The organism is Arcobacter suis CECT 7833, assembly GCF_003544815.1.
GTDB lineage: Bacteria > Campylobacterota > Campylobacteria > Campylobacterales > Arcobacteraceae > Aliarcobacter > Aliarcobacter suis.
On the sequence record NZ_CP032100.1, the window covers coordinates 570,310 to 589,335 of the forward strand.

The window sequence follows — 19,026 nt, forward strand, 5'->3', positions numbered from 1 at the left end:
AAATTATTCTACACTTTTTGAGATTAATTTAACTATTGTTATTTCTGCATTTGCTTTATATCTAAGTTTTAAACCCCAAGTTCCTAAGCCTTTATTTACATAAATAGCTGTATTTTTTTTATAAAATATTCCTGCAAGAAATGGTTGAACAAGCCTTACTAAATAATGAAAAGGATAAATCTGACCGCCATGTGTATGTCCACATAAAAAAAGGTTTGTATTTCCATCAAGTGCGATTTTATAATCTTTTGGTTGGTGAGAGATAAAAATAGAGGGTTCATTTAAAAGATAGTTTTTTATTTTTTGTTCTTCTCTTTTTATACCAAAAAATTTTGAAAATCTATCAGGAAGACCAGCTATGAATACAGTTTCATTTTTATAAACAAATTCTTTGCAAGAATTATCCATAAAAATAAAATTAGAAAGTTCTTTTTTTAAATCTTCTAAACCATAAAATAAATCATGATTTCCACTTATGTAATAAACTTTAAATTTTAAAGTATTTAAAATTTGAAGTTGTTCTTTTATAAATTTTACTTTTGTATCAATTATATCACCAGTTATAACACAAAAATCAAAAACTAAATCATTACACAAATTTACAAGTTTTTGTACGTTTTCAAGGTTTGTTTTTTTATTTATGTGCAAATCACTTAAATGCAAAATTTTTAAATCATTTAGTTTTGCACTATTTACAAATACATCAACTGTTTGAATATTAGAAAGGATCATTTAAAAAATCCTTCTAATTCATATATAGATGATATAAATTTAATATCTTTTATATAACCATTTTGTATAAAATAAACAGTAATTTTGTTTTCTTCTTCGATGAATTTTTTATTGTTTTCATTGTAAATTAACAAAATATCATATTTATAATCTCTCATTTTTGGAATAGTAAACATTTTTACAACAATAGATGGAATAGATGAAATGTTATTTATAAAAATAGTGTTGTTTCTATCTAAAAAATCACTATTTTTTGATGATAAAAAATCATTTACAAGATTTGTAGTTTCTTTTTGGAAAGTTACTATAATCATTGAAATTTCACTAGTAATAGTATGAATTTTATCAAACTGATTTACTAGTGAAAAAGTACTTATTTTATCATCTATTTTTAATGTACCTGCATTTGCATAAATGCAAACCATCATTGATAAAATAAGTTTTTGTAACATCTATTTTACTTCATTTAATGAAATATTATAAGAGATATCTATTTGATTTCTAACAGTTAAAAAAAGCATTGTTGGTGGCTCTAAATTGAAATCTGTAAGATTAAATGAAAAACCTCCATTTAATAAAATCTCATTATTTTGTTGATTGATAATAATTTTTGCTTTAATATTTTTTGTAACGCCATTTAATGTTAAAGCACCTTTTATTTCATAATCAGTTTCATTTTTTGTAATACTTTTAATATCAAAAGAGATTGTTTTGAATTTTTCTACATTCAATAACTTATACATATTTGTATCTCTGTCTTTTTTTTCACTTATTAGTGTTAAGGTATCAAAATAAATTTTACCTTTGATTGATTCAATACCATTTTCAATTGTTAAATCAGATTTTACATTTTTTGTAGTTGGATTTATTTCACTATCTCCAAAAACATTTGTGTGAGCTTTTATCTCACCATTTTGAACTGTTAAGTTATTTGCATTTGCAAATAGAGCTAAACTTAATATTACTAATAATTTAAACATATTTTATTTCCTTGTTATTTGGTTTATATTCACTCAACATTATTTTAAATATTGCCAATAATAAAATAATTGGAACAAATAAAATTAAATTTGACAAAGCTACAAAAAGCCCTGCACCAGAAGCCATCCAACCAATAAAAATCATATAAAACGTAATGGTTTTAAAATCTTTTTTTGCGATAGTTTGTAAAATCACAACATTGTAATAAGATATTACAAATGGATAAACTATTGATAAAATAAATCCCTCCCTTAAAAAATAAAATAGATATGAAGCTGCAAATAAAGTCAAAATAAGTAAACTTTTTTGATTTTTCTCAATTTTGAAAAATAAAGCACAAAAAACTCCAATTACATGAAATAGTGCAATTTGAAAGGTAAAACCATCCCTCCAAATAGAAATTGTAATATCCCTTGAAAGCGCTTCAAAAAGAGCAGAATCTAAAAATACCCATAAAACCATCATTAATAAAGCAAACTCTTGATTTGATTTTTTTATAGGTTCATTTGTTGGTAGAAATCTTGAAGCAAGTAATGTAATTGTTGTTAATGTAATTGCAATAATTCCCCTTGCTTCAACTTCATAGTTAAATAATAAAGTTCCTGTAACATAAGAAACACTAAGTGCAAGACCAAGTTCTAGTAGAGATGTTTTTTTGATTTCATTTATAATAAGAGGAGCTAAACTTCCAACGGCAAATCCTAAAATAAACAAAGTTAACATATTGAAATTTGGATATAAAAAACTCATAATTAATTGAATAGTTAAAAATAGAGAGATTTTATTTTTAAAATCAATTTTTATATATGAAACCAGTAACGAGCCAATAATTCCTCCTATTGGAAGAGGCGCTATTAAAAACAAATTTGAAGAAAAGTATTCAACAACTCCTGTTTGAGCAATTAGTAAGTAATAACAAAGTTCACTTGCTATAAAAAAAATTAAAATTAATCTTTGCATAAAAACTCCTTTTGATAAAAATAAATTAAATAAACGAATACAAAACTCAAGTCAAATAAACAAATGGCTAAAGCTTCATATCCCAACTTTCCACTGGCATATAAAGCGAAAAAAACTGAACTTGCAAATACTCTAATAATCACTGTTAAGTTCATTAAAACCACTTGGCTTGATGGATTTTTTAAAGCCATATAATGAATAATTCCAGTCATACTTACAAAAGCAAAAACCACATATTCATAAACTCCACTAAAACTAAATCCAATTAAAGGATAAATAAAACTAGCAAGTAAAATCAAAAATACTCCTCCTAATCCATCACTTAAAATTCCAGCGATGTTATAAAGTTCTATTTTTGAATAAGTTTTTGTTTTAATACCTATTTGTATAAATGCAGATATAAAAATAAAAGTAAAACATCCAAAAATAGTTCTTAAAATCCAAAGATTTTGACTTGGAATATTTAAAAGTCCTGCTTCTGTAAAACCTGAAATTGATAAAACTATAAATATTCCTAAAAGTGCAAACAAATAGCTATTTAAATAGATAGATTTTTGAAGTTCTTTTATACTGTTTATAAACATTGAAATAACCATAAAAAACACAGATATTCCCATTGCAACATGAGCATGAGCAATAACTAAATCATTTCTGTGAAATAACCATCTGATTTCCGGAATAAAAATAATATTTCCTTCAATATCCACAAACAAAAAAGCTAATATTGAAATTAATAAAGCTTTTTTTGCATATGGTTGAATATTGCTATCTTTAAACCATCTATATAAAAGTGGAACATATAAAAGTGTTAGATATTGAGCAACCCACTCTTGATTGTAAGTTAGTGGTTCAAAAAAGATTCTATATAGAACTGTTCCAAAATAAAAAATAGTTGGGATAATCCATAAAATATTCCATCTAGCTTTAAATTCACCAATATTTAATAGTTTGATAATTAGATAATAAATTGGAAGTAAAGCCAAACTCATTCCTAAAGTGTTATCTCCATGGGGACCTGTAACTGTACTTTCAACTTGACCGATAATTGGATTCATTAAAATTAAAAGTGTTACAGGAGCTATTATTACAACCCTTAAACACACTTTTATCCATAAAGGAAGAGTTTTATAAAGTCTAATAAATTTGTATAAGGCTATGATATAAAAAACACCAGCTAAGGCTAATAAAAAGTTTAATTCATAAGCAAAATCATAAAAAGCCAAACCTCTATTTTTTCCTAAAAGCAAACTTACAACCATAAAAACCAAAAAGATATACCAAAAAATAGTATAAAGATTTAAGTATCTAAGACCCTCTTTATCAAAACCAACTTCCTTATTTATAAGTAAAAAAGGTAAATACGAAAGCATTAATGGAATAAATCCATAAAGCATTAATGAAATATGAATTGCTCTCATATTTACTGGATTTAAAGTTTCAGAGTTTAAACTAAAACCTAAAAGATTTATTGAATAAACAATCCCGAAAAACAATCCTAATGCAAAAAATGTAATAGATATTTTGAAATTTTTATCTATAAAATTACTAAAATTATTCAATTTTTCCATCCTTTACTTCATAAATTTTATTTGCTAACGCAGCTAAACTTTTATCGTGAGTTGCTACGATAATTGTTGTTCCTTTATTTGCAAATGTTTTAAATAACTCAAATACATTTAAAGAGTTTTTTGAATCCAAATTTCCAGTTGGTTCATCTGCAAAAATGATTTTTGGATTATTTATCAAAGCTCTTGCAATGGCAACTCTTTGTCTCTGACCTCCAGAAATTTCATTTGGGTATTTGTCTATTAAATTTTCAATTCCTAAAAGTGTTAATAAATCAAAAATCTCTTCTTTTGAAGCCTTTTCATTTGCAAGATTTATATTTTCTTTTACACTTAAATAATTGATTAAATAGTGGAATTGGAAAATAAAACCTATATTGTTTTTTCTAAAATCATCTATATTTTTTATATCTTTATAGTTTATATTTTCATAAACAATATCTCCACTTGTTGGTTTTAAAAGCGTTGATAAAATAGATAAAAGCGTAGATTTTCCACTTCCACTTTCTCCAATTATTGCTATAAATTCGCCACTTTTTATCTCTAGGTTTATGTTTTCTAATGCTAAATCTTTATTATAATAGTGTGTTAAATTTGTTACTTTTATCATATTTTATTTCCTTGAATTAACTCAACTGGATCTGTTTTTGCTGCATTTAAAGCAGGAATTATCGAGCCAAAAATAGCCATAAAAATTGAAGTTATAAAAATATAAAAAGCTAATTCATTTGAAATTTCACCATTTACATAACCTTGTAAACTTGAAATATTTTTTATAGAAAACAAAACAATATGTGAAATGACAAAAGCACTTATAAAACTAGTAAGTCCCAAAATAAAACTCTCACTCATAATTGAATAAACAATTTTCGAAGTACTTATTCCTAAGGCTCTTTTGATTCCAAATTCGCTTTTTCTTTGATTTATTGTGATACTCATTAAACTTACGATTCCTAATAATCCCATAGAAAAGGCGATAAACGAAATAACATTTGATGAGGTTTTTATGATTTTAAATTGATTATAGTTATCCACAAAATTTTGAGTTGATTTAGCATCAATCTGGTCACTTATAATTTTTATATCATTGATAATATTTTCAACATTAAAGTTTAGTTCAGTGTTTACCATAATCATAGAAGCTGATTTATTGAAAATTTGCCCAGCATCACTAATAGTTAAAACAACTCCACCATTTTCAAAACCAATTTCACTTTTAAAAATCCCAGAGATTTTAAAAGTTTTATTAGCAATTTGAATTTCATTTTTATTTACCAATTGGTCATATATAGATTTTCCAACAATTACTTCATCTTTTAATGGATAGTTTCCAGCAATCAATTCATAGTTTTTAAATCGATTAAAACTTGCTCCATAAACAGCAACAATTGGAAGTTTTTCAACTGGACTTGCTCCAACAATTAAAGCAGTTGATTCAAGTACTCCTTTTATTTTATTTATTTGTTCTATTAAATTTATATCTACATTTGAAAAAAATGTATCAGAAATTTTTGCTTGAGTAATGATAATATCACCGTCACTTTTAAGCATAGAAGAGTACATTGTAATTATTCCATTTGAAATAGAACTAATTAAAAAAATAGAAACAATTGAAAAAATTAGACTTAAATAGATAAGAGTAGTTTTTAGTTTATTTGCCATCAAGGCTTTTAAAGCATTAGAAATCAATAGTTTTCCTTTATTATTTTGAAGAATTTTAGGCTTTGAATATGAACTAGTAATGAATAAAATATTAACTTTTGTTCATAATTGGATAAAATACAAAAAACAAGAAAGAGTAAGTAATGAAAAAAGATTTAATAAAAATAATAAAAAAAGCTGGGAATATATTAAAAGAGGGATTTTATACGGATAAAAATATCACTTTTAAAGCAAAAAAAGATTTAGTAACTCAGTTTGATGTGGCAGTTGAAAAATATTTAAAAAAGAAATTCTCTAAAAGATTTAAAGAGTTTAATATTATTGCTGAAGAATCGGACAATTCAAATATAGAGTTTAATAACTCAATCATAATTGATCCAATAGATGGAACAACAAACTTTGTAAATGGAGTTCCCCACACTGCAATTTCTGTTGGAGTTTATAAAAATAAAAAACCATATTTAGCGATAGTTTATAATCCAATTTTAGATGAATTATACACAGCAAAAATAGGCAAGGGTGCATTTTTAAATGGTAAAAAACTAAAAGTTAGCCACGAAGATAATTTCCAAAAAGCACTGTTAGCAACAGGATTTCCATACACAAGTGGAACAGATGAAAATGATTTAAATGATGTTGTAAAAAAGATAAAAGATGTATTGCCACTTTGTCAAGATTTAAGAAGATTAGGTTCTGCATCACTTGATTTATGTTATGTGGCAAAGGGAACATATGAAGGATATTATGAAATGAATCTAAAACCTTGGGATGTAAGTGCTGGAGTTTTAATTCTTACAGAAGCAGGAGGAATTGTATCAAATATAAGTGGTGGTGAATATAATTTATTTGAAGATAAATATTTAGTTGCCTCAAATGGTAAAATTCACAATGAATTTATAAAAAATTTAAATTTATAAAATAACAAAAAAAGTGCGAAAAGCACATATTTAGTAACTATTAAATATAATAATTACAATTAAAATTTGAAAAAAGGTTTTTTTGATGTGTGGAATAGTTGGATATATTGGTAAAAAAGAGACAACAAAAATTTTATTAGATGGTTTAAAAGAGTTAGAGTACAGAGGTTATGATAGTGCTGGAATTGCTGTTTTAAAAAATGATAGAATTGATGTTTTTAAGGCTTTAGGAAAACTCGTAAATCTTGAAGAAAAAGTAAATGCAACAGCTTCAAGTGATTATGAATTAGGAATTGGTCATACAAGATGGGCAACACACGGAAAACCAACAGAATTAAATGCCCATCCACATTTAGGAGAATACTCTTATGTTGTTCATAATGGAATTATTGAAAACTATAAAGAATTAAAAGAAGAGTTAACAGCCAAAGGTCATAAATTCGTATCTCAAACAGATACAGAAGTTATAGTTCACCTATTTGAAAATTTTTATAACCAACTAAACGACACAAAAAAAGCTTTTCAAAATACTATTTTAAGACTTGAAGGTGCTTTTTCGATTCTTTTAATTACAAAAGCAGATCCAAAAAAAATATTTTTCTTTAAACACGGAAGCCCTTTAATCGTAGCAAAGGGAAATGAAAAAGAGGAAGTTTTATTTTCTTCTTCTGATGCTCCTTTAATTGGATTAGCTTCAAGTGTTGTTTATTTAGAAGATGGAGTTGGTGGAATTGCTAGTGCTGAATCAATAGAGTTTTTTAATGATAATTACTCTTGGTCAATCTTACCAACTTCAAAACAATTTGCTCAAAAAGATGGATATAGATTTTTTATGGAAAAAGAGATTTATGAGCAAAGTTCAGTGGTTAGTGATTGTATGCTTGGAAGAATAAAAGATAATGAAATTTTATTTGATGAAATTGAAAAATCAATAATAGATGGAATCAATGAGATTAAAATCTGCGCTTGTGGGACTTCATATCACGCAGGATTAACAGCTTCATATCTTTTTGAAAGGTTATCAAAAGTTAAATGTAATGTAGAAATTGCAAGTGAGTTTAGATACAAAGAGCCACTTTTAACAAAAGATACTTTATTTATCGTAATTTCTCAAAGTGGAGAAACAGCTGATACTTTAGAAGCTTTAAAAATGGCAAAAAATGCAGGTCTTAAAACACTTGTTGTTTGTAATGTTGATAACTCTTCAATGACAAGAGTAGCTGATGCAACTATTCTTACACGTGCAGGAATTGAAAAAGGAGTAGCTTCAACAAAAGCATTTTCAACTCAAACAGTTGTTTTATGGATGATGGCTTTATTTTTTGCAAAAGCGAAAAATGTAATTTCAAATGAAACTATGCAACAAGAGTTACATACTTTAAGAGAAGTTCCAAAAACTCTTTGTATTAGTGATAAAATCCATGAAAAAATGAAAAGATTATCAAAAAGATATTTACATGGACATGGATTTTTCTTTATCGGTAGAGATGTATTTTATCCACTAGCCCTTGAAGGTGCTTTAAAATTAAAAGAGATTTCATATTTACATGCTGAGGGTTATCCAGCAGGTGAAATGAAACATGGACCAATTGCTTTAGCTGATCCAGAACTTTTTACAATTGCACTTATGCCACAAAATTTACTTTATGACAAAATCAAATCAAATGTAGAAGAGTTAAGCGCACGAGATAGTACTATTTGTGCAATATCTCCACTTGATTTTGATTTAGCAGATGATTTTGTAAAAATAAATAAAACAGACCATTATATGTTAGAATTTTTTGAAATGCTAGTTGTTTTACAACTATTTTCAATGGAAATTTCAATAAGACTTGGAAATGATGTAGATATGCCAAGAAATCTTGCTAAATCTGTAACAGTAGAATAATGAAAAAATATTTATCATATATATTATTAGCATTTTTATGTTATTTGCTTTATATAAATGAAGATTCGAAATATATAGTTGCAGGAGTTGGGATTTTTATCATTGGTATGTACTTTATGGAAGATGGATTTAAGCTTTTTAGTGGTGGAATTCTCGAAAGATTAGTTGCAAAAAGTACAAGTACTGTTTCGAAATCGGTATTTTTAGGAATCACTGCAACAGCAATTCTTCAAAGTTCGTCATTAATAGCAATTATTGTAATCTCTTTTTTATCAGCAAAAATAATTTCGCTAGCAGGTGCGTTAGGTGTTGTTTTTGGATCAGCTGTTGGAACAACTACGACAACTTGGATAGTTTCAACTTTAGGTTTAAAAATTGATATTGCAGCTTTTGCACTTCCTCTGATTATTTTTGGAGTAATTTTTAGATTTTATAAAAATAAAAATATTCAAGGATTAGGAAATATACTTTTAGGTTTAGGATTTATTTTTTTAGGTATTGGATATATGAAAGATGGATTTGAAGATTTAAAAGAGGGAATAGATTTAGCACAATTTTCAGTAAATGGATATATGGGAATTATTATTTATGCATTTATTGGAATGGTTGCAACAATAATAGTTCAATCAAGTACAGCAACTCTAGCTCTAACAATTACAGCTTTATCAACGGGGCAAATAATGTATACAAATGCTATGGCAATTGCCGTTGGTGCAAATATTGGAACAGCAACAACAGCAGCTTTGGGAGCTATGGTATCAAATGCAAATAGTAAAAGAATGGCCGTTGGATTATTTATTTTTAAAGGTGTTACCGCTATTGTAACCTTGTGTCTTTTATATTTTTTAGTAGATTTGATTGATTATTTAGCTGAAATTCTTGGTATCGCACCCGATGATTGGGCTATGAAATTGGCACTTTTTCATACTTTTTTTAATTTAGCTGGTCTTATTGTATTTTCATTTTTTATTCCACGATTAGTAATATTTTTGAAAAAACTTTTTGTGGAAGATGTTGGCTCATATATACAAAAAACAAAATATTTAGATATGGAAGTAATAGCTGTTCCTTTTGCTGCATTAAAAGCTACAAGAAAAGAGACTATTCATTTGTATGAAAATGCAAGTGAAGTTTTAAGTCATGCTATTATGTTACATAGACATAGATATTTGGAAAAAAATGATATATCGAGTGTTGTAAAAGAATCAACAGATATAATCGAGTTAAATATAGATGATTTTTATCAAACTAGAATTAAATCTTTATATAGTGATATAATTTATTATTCAACTTATTTTATAAATAATTTAGAAAATGAAAAAAAAGGCTATTTGTATGATTTAAGAACTGCTTGTAGGGATATAGCTGAAGCTGTAAAAAATACAAAAGAGTTACAACAAAATATAAGTAAATATCTTTCAAGTAATAATGATTACATAAAAGATGAATATAATTACCTAAGAGAAGCTATTGCTAAAACCATAAACACGATAAATGAGATTAAAAATAGTAAAGATGAACTAGATGTTCTTTCAAAATCTGAATTATTAAAAGAGTATTTAAAAAGTTTAGATGTAATATCAACGGGAAGAATAGATGTTTTAATTAGGGAAAAAAGAATTGATAAAAAAATGGCAACTACTTTATTAAATGATAGTGCTCATGCTTATACTATAATTAACAAACTAATAAATGTAGCTAAAGTATTGTGGATAGAAGATTCAACTATAAAACAATTAGGAGAAGATTATGAAGCTGGAAAAAATTTATGAAAAAGCTAAAAAGTACTTATTATTAATTGAAGAAAAAGAAGATGTTGAAAAAAAGAAGATAGAAAAACTTCAAAATAAGATTGAAGACAAAATATCAAAATTAGAAAAAAAAATTAGAGATACAAAAAATCAAGAAGAGAAGATTAAACTAAAAGAAGAGAAAGAGCTACTTAAAAAATTTAGAAAACAATTAAAAGAAAAAAAGTAAATAACAGCTTTTTTTAGTTAATATTAGAAACTTTTTGTCTTTATGGCAAATTGAATTCTTTAAATTTTTATTTTAAATTTCTTAACAAATATAGAAAACAAAAAAATGGAAAACAAAAGATGGAAAACAACTCAAGATTTTTCTTGTGGAAAACAAAGGATGGAAAACAAAAATGCAAAACAAAAAACAATACTTATTTACAAGTGAAGTTGTAAGCCCTGGACACCCAGATAAATGCGCAGATATAATAGCTGACTCTATAGTAGACAAATTAATTATTGCAGACAAAGATAGTAGAGTAGCTTCAGAGGTTTTTGTTGCAGGGAAACATGTTGTAATTGGTGGAGAAGTAAAATCATCTGCACAATTATCAAATAAAGATTATGAAAAAATAGTTTTAGACGCACTAGCAAAAATCGGATATGATGGAAAATCAGCTTTTACAAAAGAGCAATGTTTACATCCAGATGATGTACAAGTTCAAGTTTTATTAAATCAACAAAGTCCTGATATTAATCAAGGTGTAGATCAAGTTGATGGAGAAATAGGAGCAGGAGATCAAGGAATTATGTTTGGTTTCGCTTCAAGTGAAACGGCTGATTATATGCCAGCTGCTATTACATACGCAAGAATGTTATGTGATAAAGTATATAACTATGCTTTAAAACATAATCAAAAATTAGGTGTTGATATTAAAACACAAGTTACAGTTGATTATGGGACAAAAGCTAATTTTGAAAATTGTAATCCACAAAAAATTCATACAATAGTTGTAAGTGCACCTTCAGTTGAGGGAATGCCAATTGAAGAAGTAAGAGAATTAATCCAAGGATTAATTGATGATTCAGGACTTCCATCAAATATGTATGATAAAAAATCTACAATTATTCATATTAATCCAACTGGAAGATACGTAAATCACTCTTCTTTACATGATAGTGGATTAACAGGAAGAAAATTAATTGTAGATTCATTTGGAGGATATGCACCAATTGGTGGAGGAGCTCAAAGTTCTAAAGATTATACAAAAGTTGATAGATCTGGACTTTATGCAGCAAGATGGATTGCAAAACATATAGTTGCATCTGGCTTAGCAAAAAAAGCAATTGTACAAATCTCTTATGCAATTGGAGTTGCTCGACCAACGTCAGTTTCTGTTGATACAATGGGTTCTTATACAAAATTTGATGATGATAAATTATCACAATTTGTAATGGACACTTTTCCCTTAACTCCAAGATGGATTACACAAAAATTTGCTTTGGATAAACCAAGTGAAAAAACATTTCTTTATGCAGATGTTGCAGCACGTGGACAAGTTGGTCAAAGTGATTACCCTTGGGAAAAACTTGACGAATTAGAAAAATTTGAAAATATTCAGTAAATTGATTAAAGGATTATTATGGATTTAAGAAACTTATTTAGCAAAATTTCTTTTGATAGTAAATCAAAAGAACAGCCAACAAAAAAGGATGCCCCAAGTCATTGGATTAAATGTCCTGAGTGTAGTGCCTTAATGTTTTTTAAAGAGGTAGAAGCTCAAAATAATATTTGTCCAAAATGTAATTTTCACATGAGAATTGGGGCAAAAAGAAGAATTGAAATTTTAACTGATAAAGATAGTTTTGTTGAATATGATATTGAATTAAAACCAAATGACCCTTTAAAATTTGTTGATAAAACTTCTTATAAAAAAAGAGTAGAAGAAGCACTAAAAAACACTGGACGTACATCTTCAGTAGTTAGTGGTGAAGCAAAAATAAATGAAATTCCAGTTCAGTTAGTAGTTTTTGATTTTGCTTATATGGGTGGAAGTTTAGGTTCAGTTGAAGGTGAAAAAATTGTACGAGCAGTTAATCGAGCAATATCAAAAGAGCAAGGACTTATTATAATTTCTGCTTCTGGAGGTGCAAGAATGCAAGAATCAACATTTGCTTTAATGCAAATGGCAAAAACTTCAGCAGCATTAAAAAAACTTGACCATGCGAAACTTCCATATATTTCTATTTTAACAGACCCTACAATGGGCGGAGTTTCTGCTTCATTTGCATTTTTAGGTGATATTATTATGGCAGAACCAGGTGCATTAATTGGATTTGCAGGACAAAGGGTAATTAAACAAACGATTGGAGCTGATTTACCAGCAGGATTCCAACGAGCTGAGTTTTTACTTGAAAAAGGTTCAATCGATATGGTTGTTAGTAGATCTAACATGAAACAAACTTTAACACATTTATTAAGTATGTTTCAAAAAGAAAAGATTAGTTAATAATTAATGTTATTAAATCTTGAAAAAGCTTTGGGTTTTAAACTCAAAGCTTTTAATCTTTTGTATGTTTTATGTGATTATGAAACACTACTTAAAAAAAATATCTCATTAGAAAAATTTGTTGATTTATGTAAAAAAAAAGATGTAAAAATAGTTCAATACAGGGATAAAATCTCATCTTTACAAGAGCAAAAAACAAATCTTTTATATTTAAAATCACAACTAAATATTCCAATAATAATAAACGACAAAATAGAATTGATAGAATTTGCTGATGGTTTACATTTAGGGCAAGAAGATTTAGACAAAATTCATAAAGATAAAAAATTAGCAGTAAAACTTGTTAGATTAAAAATAAAAGATAAACTTTTAGGACTTTCAACCCACAATGAAATAGAAATTTTAGAGGCTAATGAATTAGCTTTAGACATGATTGGACTTGGTGCTTATAAAAATACAAGTACAAAAGATGTAAATACAATTTTAGGCTCTAAAATTTCATATTTAGCAAAAATATCAAAATATCCAGTTTGTGCAATTGGTGGAGTTAAAATAGAAGATATTATAGAAAATATTAGATTTAATGTTGTAGGAAGTGGATTTTATGAAGATTAATATTTATTCAATAATTAAACCATCAAAAGATGAATTTGATTCAATTATTCAAGAGTTTATAAAAATGTCTTCAAAATATGCAAAAGTGGAAGTATTTTATATTTTTAATAAAAATATAGCAAAAGCGCAAACTATTGGTGAAAAAGAGGCTCAACAATCTTATAGTGAAACTTATGAACCTTTATTAAAGGGTTTTAATATAGCTTTAGATGTTTTAGGAAAAAAAGTTGATACTTATGCTTTTTCATCATTAATTGAAGACAAAAATGAAGTCAATTTTTTTATTGGTGGGGCATATGGTTTTCAAAGGGATTTTTTAACAAAATGTGATACAACAATATCTTTAAGCGATTTAACAATGGCACATAAAGTTGCAAATGTTGTTTTAACAGAGCAGATATTTAGAGCTTTAAGTATTCAAAATAATCATCCATATCATAAGTAATTTATAAACATTTTTGTATAATGAAAAAATAATAAGAGTTCGTATAATAAAAAAGGATAGAAAATGGGTTTTAAGAAATATTTTATTTTCTCAATAATGTTAATAGTTGCCATATTTGGTTACGCGTATAGTTTAGAGTTAGGTGAGTATAATGTTTCATTTTTTGGTTATTCACTTACATTACCAGTTGCGGCATGGCTAATAGTTCCAATATCATTCCTTGCACTTGCAACTTTTTTACATATATTGTGGTATGCAATGCTTAATTACTTTAAACATAGAGCTGTAATTAAAGACCATGAAACGATGATTAAAATGATTAAATCAAGTTTACTTGAAAAAAATGAAATTTTTAAATTCAAAACTCTAGAGTTTAAAAATCTTTCTTCTATTCTTTCGCAACTAAAAATTGATGTTAAAGAAAACAGATTTTCATGTCTTGATGAAGAATTAAATAAAATAGTTGCAAATGTTCAAGATGTAAAAGATGGGAAATATGTAAGTGATAAAACATTTAAAGTAAATGAAACGACTTCATTAGCAAACTTAAATATGTTAAATAAAGTAAATGAACAAATAGATTTTGCAGTTGATGTTCTTAAAAAACCAGAAAGTTTTTCTTCAAATGTAGTAATTCAATCTTTTGAAAATGTATTAGAAGAAAAAAGTATGACAACTATTAAAAAACTTTATAAAAATATCAAATTAGATAAAGAAATGGCTAAAAAACTTTTTGAAAAAGATGTTGCAAATAATGAATTTGGTTTTACAAGTGAAGAGTTACTTAAAATTGTAAAAGATTTAAATTACGATAAAAATGATTATTTAGCATTAGCAAAAAATTATGAAACAATATTAAAACCTGATCAAATAATTGCACTATTTGAGAAATTATCTTTAGAACTTGAAGAGGCTATTCCTGCGTATTTACATGTATTATTTGAATATGAAATGATTGATAAAGCAAGAGAAGTTCTTGCAAATACAAAAGACAATGAATATTCTGCATTTAAAGCTCTTTTAGATTTAAAAGAAGTTGGAAAACACTACAATTTAGAAGCGATATCTTACAAATAATGAATAAAAAACTTGACTTTAGCCGACCCCTTGTGGTGTTGGCACCACTTGCTGGTTATACTGATTTACCCTTTCGTTCTGTTGTTAAAAAATTTGGAGCAGATTTGACAATTTCAGAGATGATTTCATCAAATGCTTTGGTTTATAAATCTGCACGAACTTTAAAAATGATAGAAAAATCTCCAACTGAAGACCCATATTTTGTTCAAATTGCTGGAAATAGTGTTGAATTAGTACGTGATGCGGTTTTAATTTTAAATGAAGTTGAAGGGATTGATGGAATTGATTTAAACTGTGGCTGTCCAGCTCCAAAAGTGTTTAATCATGGAAGTGGCTCAAATCTTTTAGGTGATTTAAAAAAACTTGAAGAGATCCTTTCAACTGTAAAAAAATATTCTAAAAAACAATATACCTCTGCAAAAGTTAGAATTGGTGTAAATGATAAAATTCCAGTAGAAATTGGAAAAGCTGTTGAAGCTTGTGGAGTTGATTTCGTTTCTGTTCATGGAAGAACAAGAGCTGGAAAATATAAAGCTCCTGTTGATTATGATGCAATAAAACAGATGAAAGAAGCTATTTCAATACCAGTTATTGCAAATGGTGATATAAAAGATTATGATAAAGCTAAAGAAGTTTTAGAATATACAAAAGCTGATGGTGTAATGATAGGTCGAGGTGCTATTGGAAAACCTTGGGTATTTTATCAATTAAAACATGGAATTGAAGATATTTCAAATGAAATGAAAAAAGAGATTATTCTTGAGCACTTTGACGCAATGCTAGAATTTCACGGTCCTCATGGGGCTATTATGTTTAGAAAATTATTACACTCTTATTCAAAAGGGTATACTGGTGCCAATGAATTTAGAGATATAATAAATAAAATCTCTGATATTTCTGTGATGAGAGATATGATAGAAAACTTCTTTTAATCTATTTAATATAATTCAAAAGTTATTTGGATAAAATATTACACTTTATAAAATAAAGAAAATTATATACACTTTTAATAAAGGAAATATTTGTCTAAATACTATTTTGAATTAACACTAAAACCTGATACTAACTACGACCTTTTTTTGGATTTATTAAATTCAATTACAACAGATGCAATTGAAGAATTAGATGAAACTTTGATAATAAGAAGTGAAGAAGAACTAGATGAGTTGATATTTGGTATTGAAGAATTTACAAAAGCTTTAAATACAAAATGTGAAATAAATTATGAAAAAAAAGAAAATATAGATTGGATAAAAGAGTATCAAAAATCTGTAAAAGCAGTTGAAGTAGGAAATTTCTTTATAAGACCATCTTGGGAAGAAAAAAAAGATGGAAAAATTGATATTATAATTAATCCAGCTTTATCTTTTGGTTCAGGACACCATGAAACAACATCTTCTTGTATTGAAGCTATTGATGAATTTGTAAATTCTAATCAAACTGTTTTAGATGTGGGAACTGGAAGTGGAATTTTAGCAATTGCAGCTGCGAAAAAAGGTTGTATTGTTGATATTTGCGATACGGACGAAGTTTGTGTTGTAGATACAAAATCAAACTTTGATTTAAATGGAGTGACATTTAATGATTCATGGGTTGGTTCAACAAATAAAACAACAAAAAAATATGATGTAGTAATTGCAAACATTGTTGCAGATGTTTTAGTAATGATTGCAAGTGATTTAAAAAATTGTCTAAATGAAAATGGTATGTTGATAATCTCGGGAATTTTAGATAAACATATTAATCGAGTTTTGAGCAAATTTAATGATTTAGAACAAATCAAACTTATTCATAAAAATGAGTGGATAAGTGTTGTATTTAAAAATAAGAAGGAGTTTAGTTAATGGCTAAAAAACAACAAAATAATAATAATTTTAATAATAACAATAATAGTAATAACAACGGTAACAATAATGGAAATGGGAATAATTTTTTTAATAATAATCCATTATTGATTTTTGTAATTTTTTCAATAGTTACAATATTTGCTTTTAAAGCAATTTTTCCTGAAGATCAAATGGGAGCAGATGCAACAAATTCAAATATTCAAGCATTTGGACAAACTTCAAATAAAACTGTTGCATATTCAGATTTAAAAGGTTTAATTAGTACTGGAAAAATCGAGTATGTAGGTATTGGAAATACACAAATAAAAGCTGTTTCTAAAATGGGAACAGGTCAAGTTACAACATTTACAGCAAGAAGAGTTGTTCCTGATGAAACTTTAATTCCTGAATTAGAAAAAAATGGAATTGCTTATGGTGGAATAAATGAAGAAAATATTTTAGCTGATATTTTATTTGGATGGGTTTTACCTATTTTTATTTTCTTTGCTATATGGATGTTTATTGCTAAAAAAATGCAAAAATCTATGGGTGGAGGTTCAGGCGGAATTCTTGGAATTGGTTCTTCAAAAAAAATGATTAATTCTGAAAAACCAAATGTAACTTTTGATGATATGGCTGGAAATAAAGAGGCAAAAGAAGAAGTTCAAGAAATAGTTGACTTCTTAAAATCACCAGATAGATATGTAAGACTTGGTGCTCAAATTCCAAAAGGTGTTTTACTTGTAGGTCCTCCAGGTACAGGGAAAACTCTTTTAGCAAAAGCAGTTGCTGGTGAAGCAAATGTTGAATTTTTATCAGTTTCAGGTTCTGCATTTATTGAAATGTTTGTGGGAGTTGGAGCTAGTAGAGTTAGAGATTTATTTGAACAAGCAAAAAAAGTTGCTCCTGCAATTATTTTTATTGACGAAATAGATGCTATTGGTAAAAGTAGGGCTAGTGGTGGTCCAATGGGTGGAAATGATGAAAGAGAACAAACTTTAAATCAGTTATTAGCTGAAATGGATGGTTTCTCGACTGAATATGCACCGGTTATTGTATTAGCGGCAACTAATAGACCAGAGGTTTTAGATCCAGCACTTTTAAGACCAGGAAGATTTGATAGACAAGTTTTAGTTGATAAACCTGATTATGAGGGTAGAGTTGAAATTTTAAATGTACATATCAAAGGTGTAAAACTTGGTAAAAATGTAGATTTAAAAGAGATTGCAAAAATGACAGCTGGACTTGCAGGTGCTGATTTAGCAAATATTATAAATGAAGCTGCATTACTTGCAGGGCGAGCATCAAAAGATCAAGTTGATCCAAGTGATTTTAAAGAAGCAGTTGAGCGACAAATAGCTGGTTTAGAGAAAAAATCAAAAAGAATTTCTCCAAAAGAGAGAAAAATTGTAGCATATCACGAATCAGGACATGCGTTAATTGCTGAGATTACAAAAGGTGCAAATAAAGTAAACAAAGTATCTATTGTTCCAAGAGGTTTAGCTGCACTTGGATATACACTTAATACTCCTGAAGAAAATAAATATTTAATGCAAAAACATGAACTTATTGCAGAAGTAGATGTTCTTTTAGGAGGACGAGCTGCTGAAGAAGTGTTTATTGGTGAAATTTCTACTGGTGCTGGAAATGATTTAGAACGAGCAACTGGTATTGTAAAATCAATGGCTACTATTTATGGAATGAGTGATATTGCTGGATTAATGGTTCTTGAAAAAAGATCTAATCAATTTTTAGGTGGACAAACACAAAAAGATTTTTCAGATGCAATGGCTAAAGATTTAGATGATCATGTTAAAAAACTACTTAATGAAAGATATGAAATTGTATTACAATCATTAAGAGATAATAGTATTTCTATTGAACAAATGACAGCTGAATTACTAGAAATAGAAGTACTTTCAGGTGAAAGAGTAAGAGAAATTATTACACAAAATGGAGGAAAAGTTTTTGTTGATGAAGATTTACATTCAGATGCAATTATTGATTCTCATCCTAAAGAGGCTGTTATTGAAGAGACTTCAAATAACAGTGATGAAACTACTGAAAATAAATAAATTTACAATTTACTTTTTGGGTAAAAAACTTTTA

General features: G+C 27.2%; 19 protein-coding genes. 12 read left to right on the forward strand and 7 right to left on the reverse strand.

The window, feature by feature from the left end; all coding sequences use genetic code 11:
• Positions 1-3: 3 nt before the first annotated feature.
• From ASUIS_RS02780 to ASUIS_RS02810, 7 genes are read right to left on the reverse strand one after another with little or no spacing between them, the layout of a single operon-like run.
• Positions 4-732 (reverse strand): metallophosphoesterase, encoded by a 729-nt coding sequence (locus ASUIS_RS02780; protein WP_118885619.1) that lies wholly within the window; start codon positions 730-732, stop codon positions 4-6.
• Positions 729-1,184: a hypothetical protein gene (locus ASUIS_RS02785; protein WP_118885620.1), complete on the reverse strand. Its 456-nt coding sequence runs from the start codon at positions 1,182-1,184 to the stop codon at positions 729-731. The genes ASUIS_RS02780 and ASUIS_RS02785 overlap by 4 nt, the downstream gene beginning before the upstream one ends.
• A complete protein-coding gene (locus tag ASUIS_RS02790) occupies positions 1,185-1,712 on the reverse strand; it encodes a YceI family protein (RefSeq protein WP_118885621.1) in 528 nt (175 codons plus the stop codon).
• Complete coding sequence (locus ASUIS_RS02795; RefSeq protein ID WP_118885622.1) at positions 1,705-2,673, reverse strand: hypothetical protein; 969 nt, start codon at positions 2,671-2,673, stop codon at positions 1,705-1,707. Before ASUIS_RS02795 ends, ASUIS_RS02790 begins: the two co-directional genes overlap by 8 nt.
• Complete coding sequence (locus ASUIS_RS02800) at positions 2,661-4,241, reverse strand: hypothetical protein (RefSeq protein ID WP_118885623.1); 1,581 nt, start codon at positions 4,239-4,241, stop codon at positions 2,661-2,663. The genes ASUIS_RS02795 and ASUIS_RS02800 overlap by 13 nt, the downstream gene beginning before the upstream one ends.
• Positions 4,225-4,848: an ABC transporter ATP-binding protein gene (locus ASUIS_RS02805; RefSeq protein ID WP_118885624.1), complete on the reverse strand. Its 624-nt coding sequence runs from the start codon at positions 4,846-4,848 to the stop codon at positions 4,225-4,227. Before ASUIS_RS02805 ends, ASUIS_RS02800 begins: the two co-directional genes overlap by 17 nt.
• Positions 4,845-5,927, reverse strand: coding sequence for an ABC transporter permease (locus tag ASUIS_RS02810; RefSeq protein ID WP_118885625.1), 1,083 nt, complete (start codon positions 5,925-5,927; stop codon positions 4,845-4,847). The genes ASUIS_RS02805 and ASUIS_RS02810 overlap by 4 nt, the downstream gene beginning before the upstream one ends.
• A 116-nt stretch (positions 5,928-6,043) precedes the next feature.
• Between ASUIS_RS02810 and ASUIS_RS02815 the strand changes: the two genes are divergently transcribed.
• From ASUIS_RS02815 to ftsH, 12 genes are all read left to right on the forward strand, one after another.
• A complete protein-coding gene (locus tag ASUIS_RS02815; RefSeq protein ID WP_118885626.1) occupies positions 6,044-6,817 on the forward strand; it encodes an inositol monophosphatase family protein in 774 nt (257 codons plus the stop codon).
• Between the two features lie 85 nt (positions 6,818-6,902).
• Positions 6,903-8,705, forward strand: coding sequence for a glutamine--fructose-6-phosphate transaminase (isomerizing) (glmS, locus tag ASUIS_RS02820; protein ID WP_118885627.1), 1,803 nt, complete (start codon positions 6,903-6,905; stop codon positions 8,703-8,705).
• Positions 8,705-10,477: a Na/Pi cotransporter family protein gene (locus ASUIS_RS02825; RefSeq protein ID WP_118885628.1), complete on the forward strand. Its 1,773-nt coding sequence runs from the start codon at positions 8,705-8,707 to the stop codon at positions 10,475-10,477. Before glmS ends, ASUIS_RS02825 begins: the two co-directional genes overlap by 1 nt.
• On the forward strand, positions 10,455-10,685 hold the full coding sequence (locus tag ASUIS_RS02830) for a hypothetical protein (protein ID WP_118885629.1): 231 nt from the start codon (positions 10,455-10,457) through the stop codon (positions 10,683-10,685). The genes ASUIS_RS02825 and ASUIS_RS02830 overlap by 23 nt, the downstream gene beginning before the upstream one ends.
• A 172-nt stretch (positions 10,686-10,857) precedes the next feature.
• Positions 10,858-12,069, forward strand: a complete 1,212-nt coding sequence (metK, locus tag ASUIS_RS02835) for a methionine adenosyltransferase (protein WP_118885630.1) — start codon at positions 10,858-10,860, stop codon at positions 12,067-12,069.
• A gap of 18 nt (positions 12,070-12,087) precedes the next feature.
• Positions 12,088-12,954, forward strand: coding sequence for an acetyl-CoA carboxylase, carboxyltransferase subunit beta (accD, locus tag ASUIS_RS02840; RefSeq protein WP_118885631.1), 867 nt, complete (start codon positions 12,088-12,090; stop codon positions 12,952-12,954).
• 6 nt (positions 12,955-12,960) lie between these two features.
• Positions 12,961-13,569, forward strand: coding sequence for a thiamine phosphate synthase (locus ASUIS_RS02845; protein ID WP_118885632.1), 609 nt, complete (start codon positions 12,961-12,963; stop codon positions 13,567-13,569).
• Complete coding sequence (locus tag ASUIS_RS02850) at positions 13,559-14,014, forward strand: 23S rRNA (pseudouridine(1915)-N(3))-methyltransferase RlmH (RefSeq protein ID WP_118885633.1); 456 nt, start codon at positions 13,559-13,561, stop codon at positions 14,012-14,014. The genes ASUIS_RS02845 and ASUIS_RS02850 overlap by 11 nt, the downstream gene beginning before the upstream one ends.
• A 63-nt stretch (positions 14,015-14,077) precedes the next feature.
• Complete coding sequence (locus tag ASUIS_RS02855; protein WP_118885634.1) at positions 14,078-15,091, forward strand: hypothetical protein; 1,014 nt, start codon at positions 14,078-14,080, stop codon at positions 15,089-15,091.
• A complete protein-coding gene (locus tag ASUIS_RS02860) occupies positions 15,091-16,023 on the forward strand; it encodes a tRNA dihydrouridine synthase (protein WP_118885635.1) in 933 nt (310 codons plus the stop codon). Before ASUIS_RS02855 ends, ASUIS_RS02860 begins: the two co-directional genes overlap by 1 nt.
• Positions 16,024-16,113: 90 nt before the next feature.
• The gene (locus tag ASUIS_RS02865; protein ID WP_118885636.1) at positions 16,114-16,935 is read left to right on the forward strand and encodes a 50S ribosomal protein L11 methyltransferase; all 822 of its coding nucleotides are present in this window, start codon (positions 16,114-16,116) and stop codon (positions 16,933-16,935) included.
• Positions 16,935-18,992, forward strand: coding sequence for an ATP-dependent zinc metalloprotease FtsH (gene ftsH, locus ASUIS_RS02870; protein WP_226799975.1), 2,058 nt, complete (start codon positions 16,935-16,937; stop codon positions 18,990-18,992). The genes ASUIS_RS02865 and ftsH overlap by 1 nt, the downstream gene beginning before the upstream one ends.
• Positions 18,993-19,026: the final 34 nt, after the last annotated feature.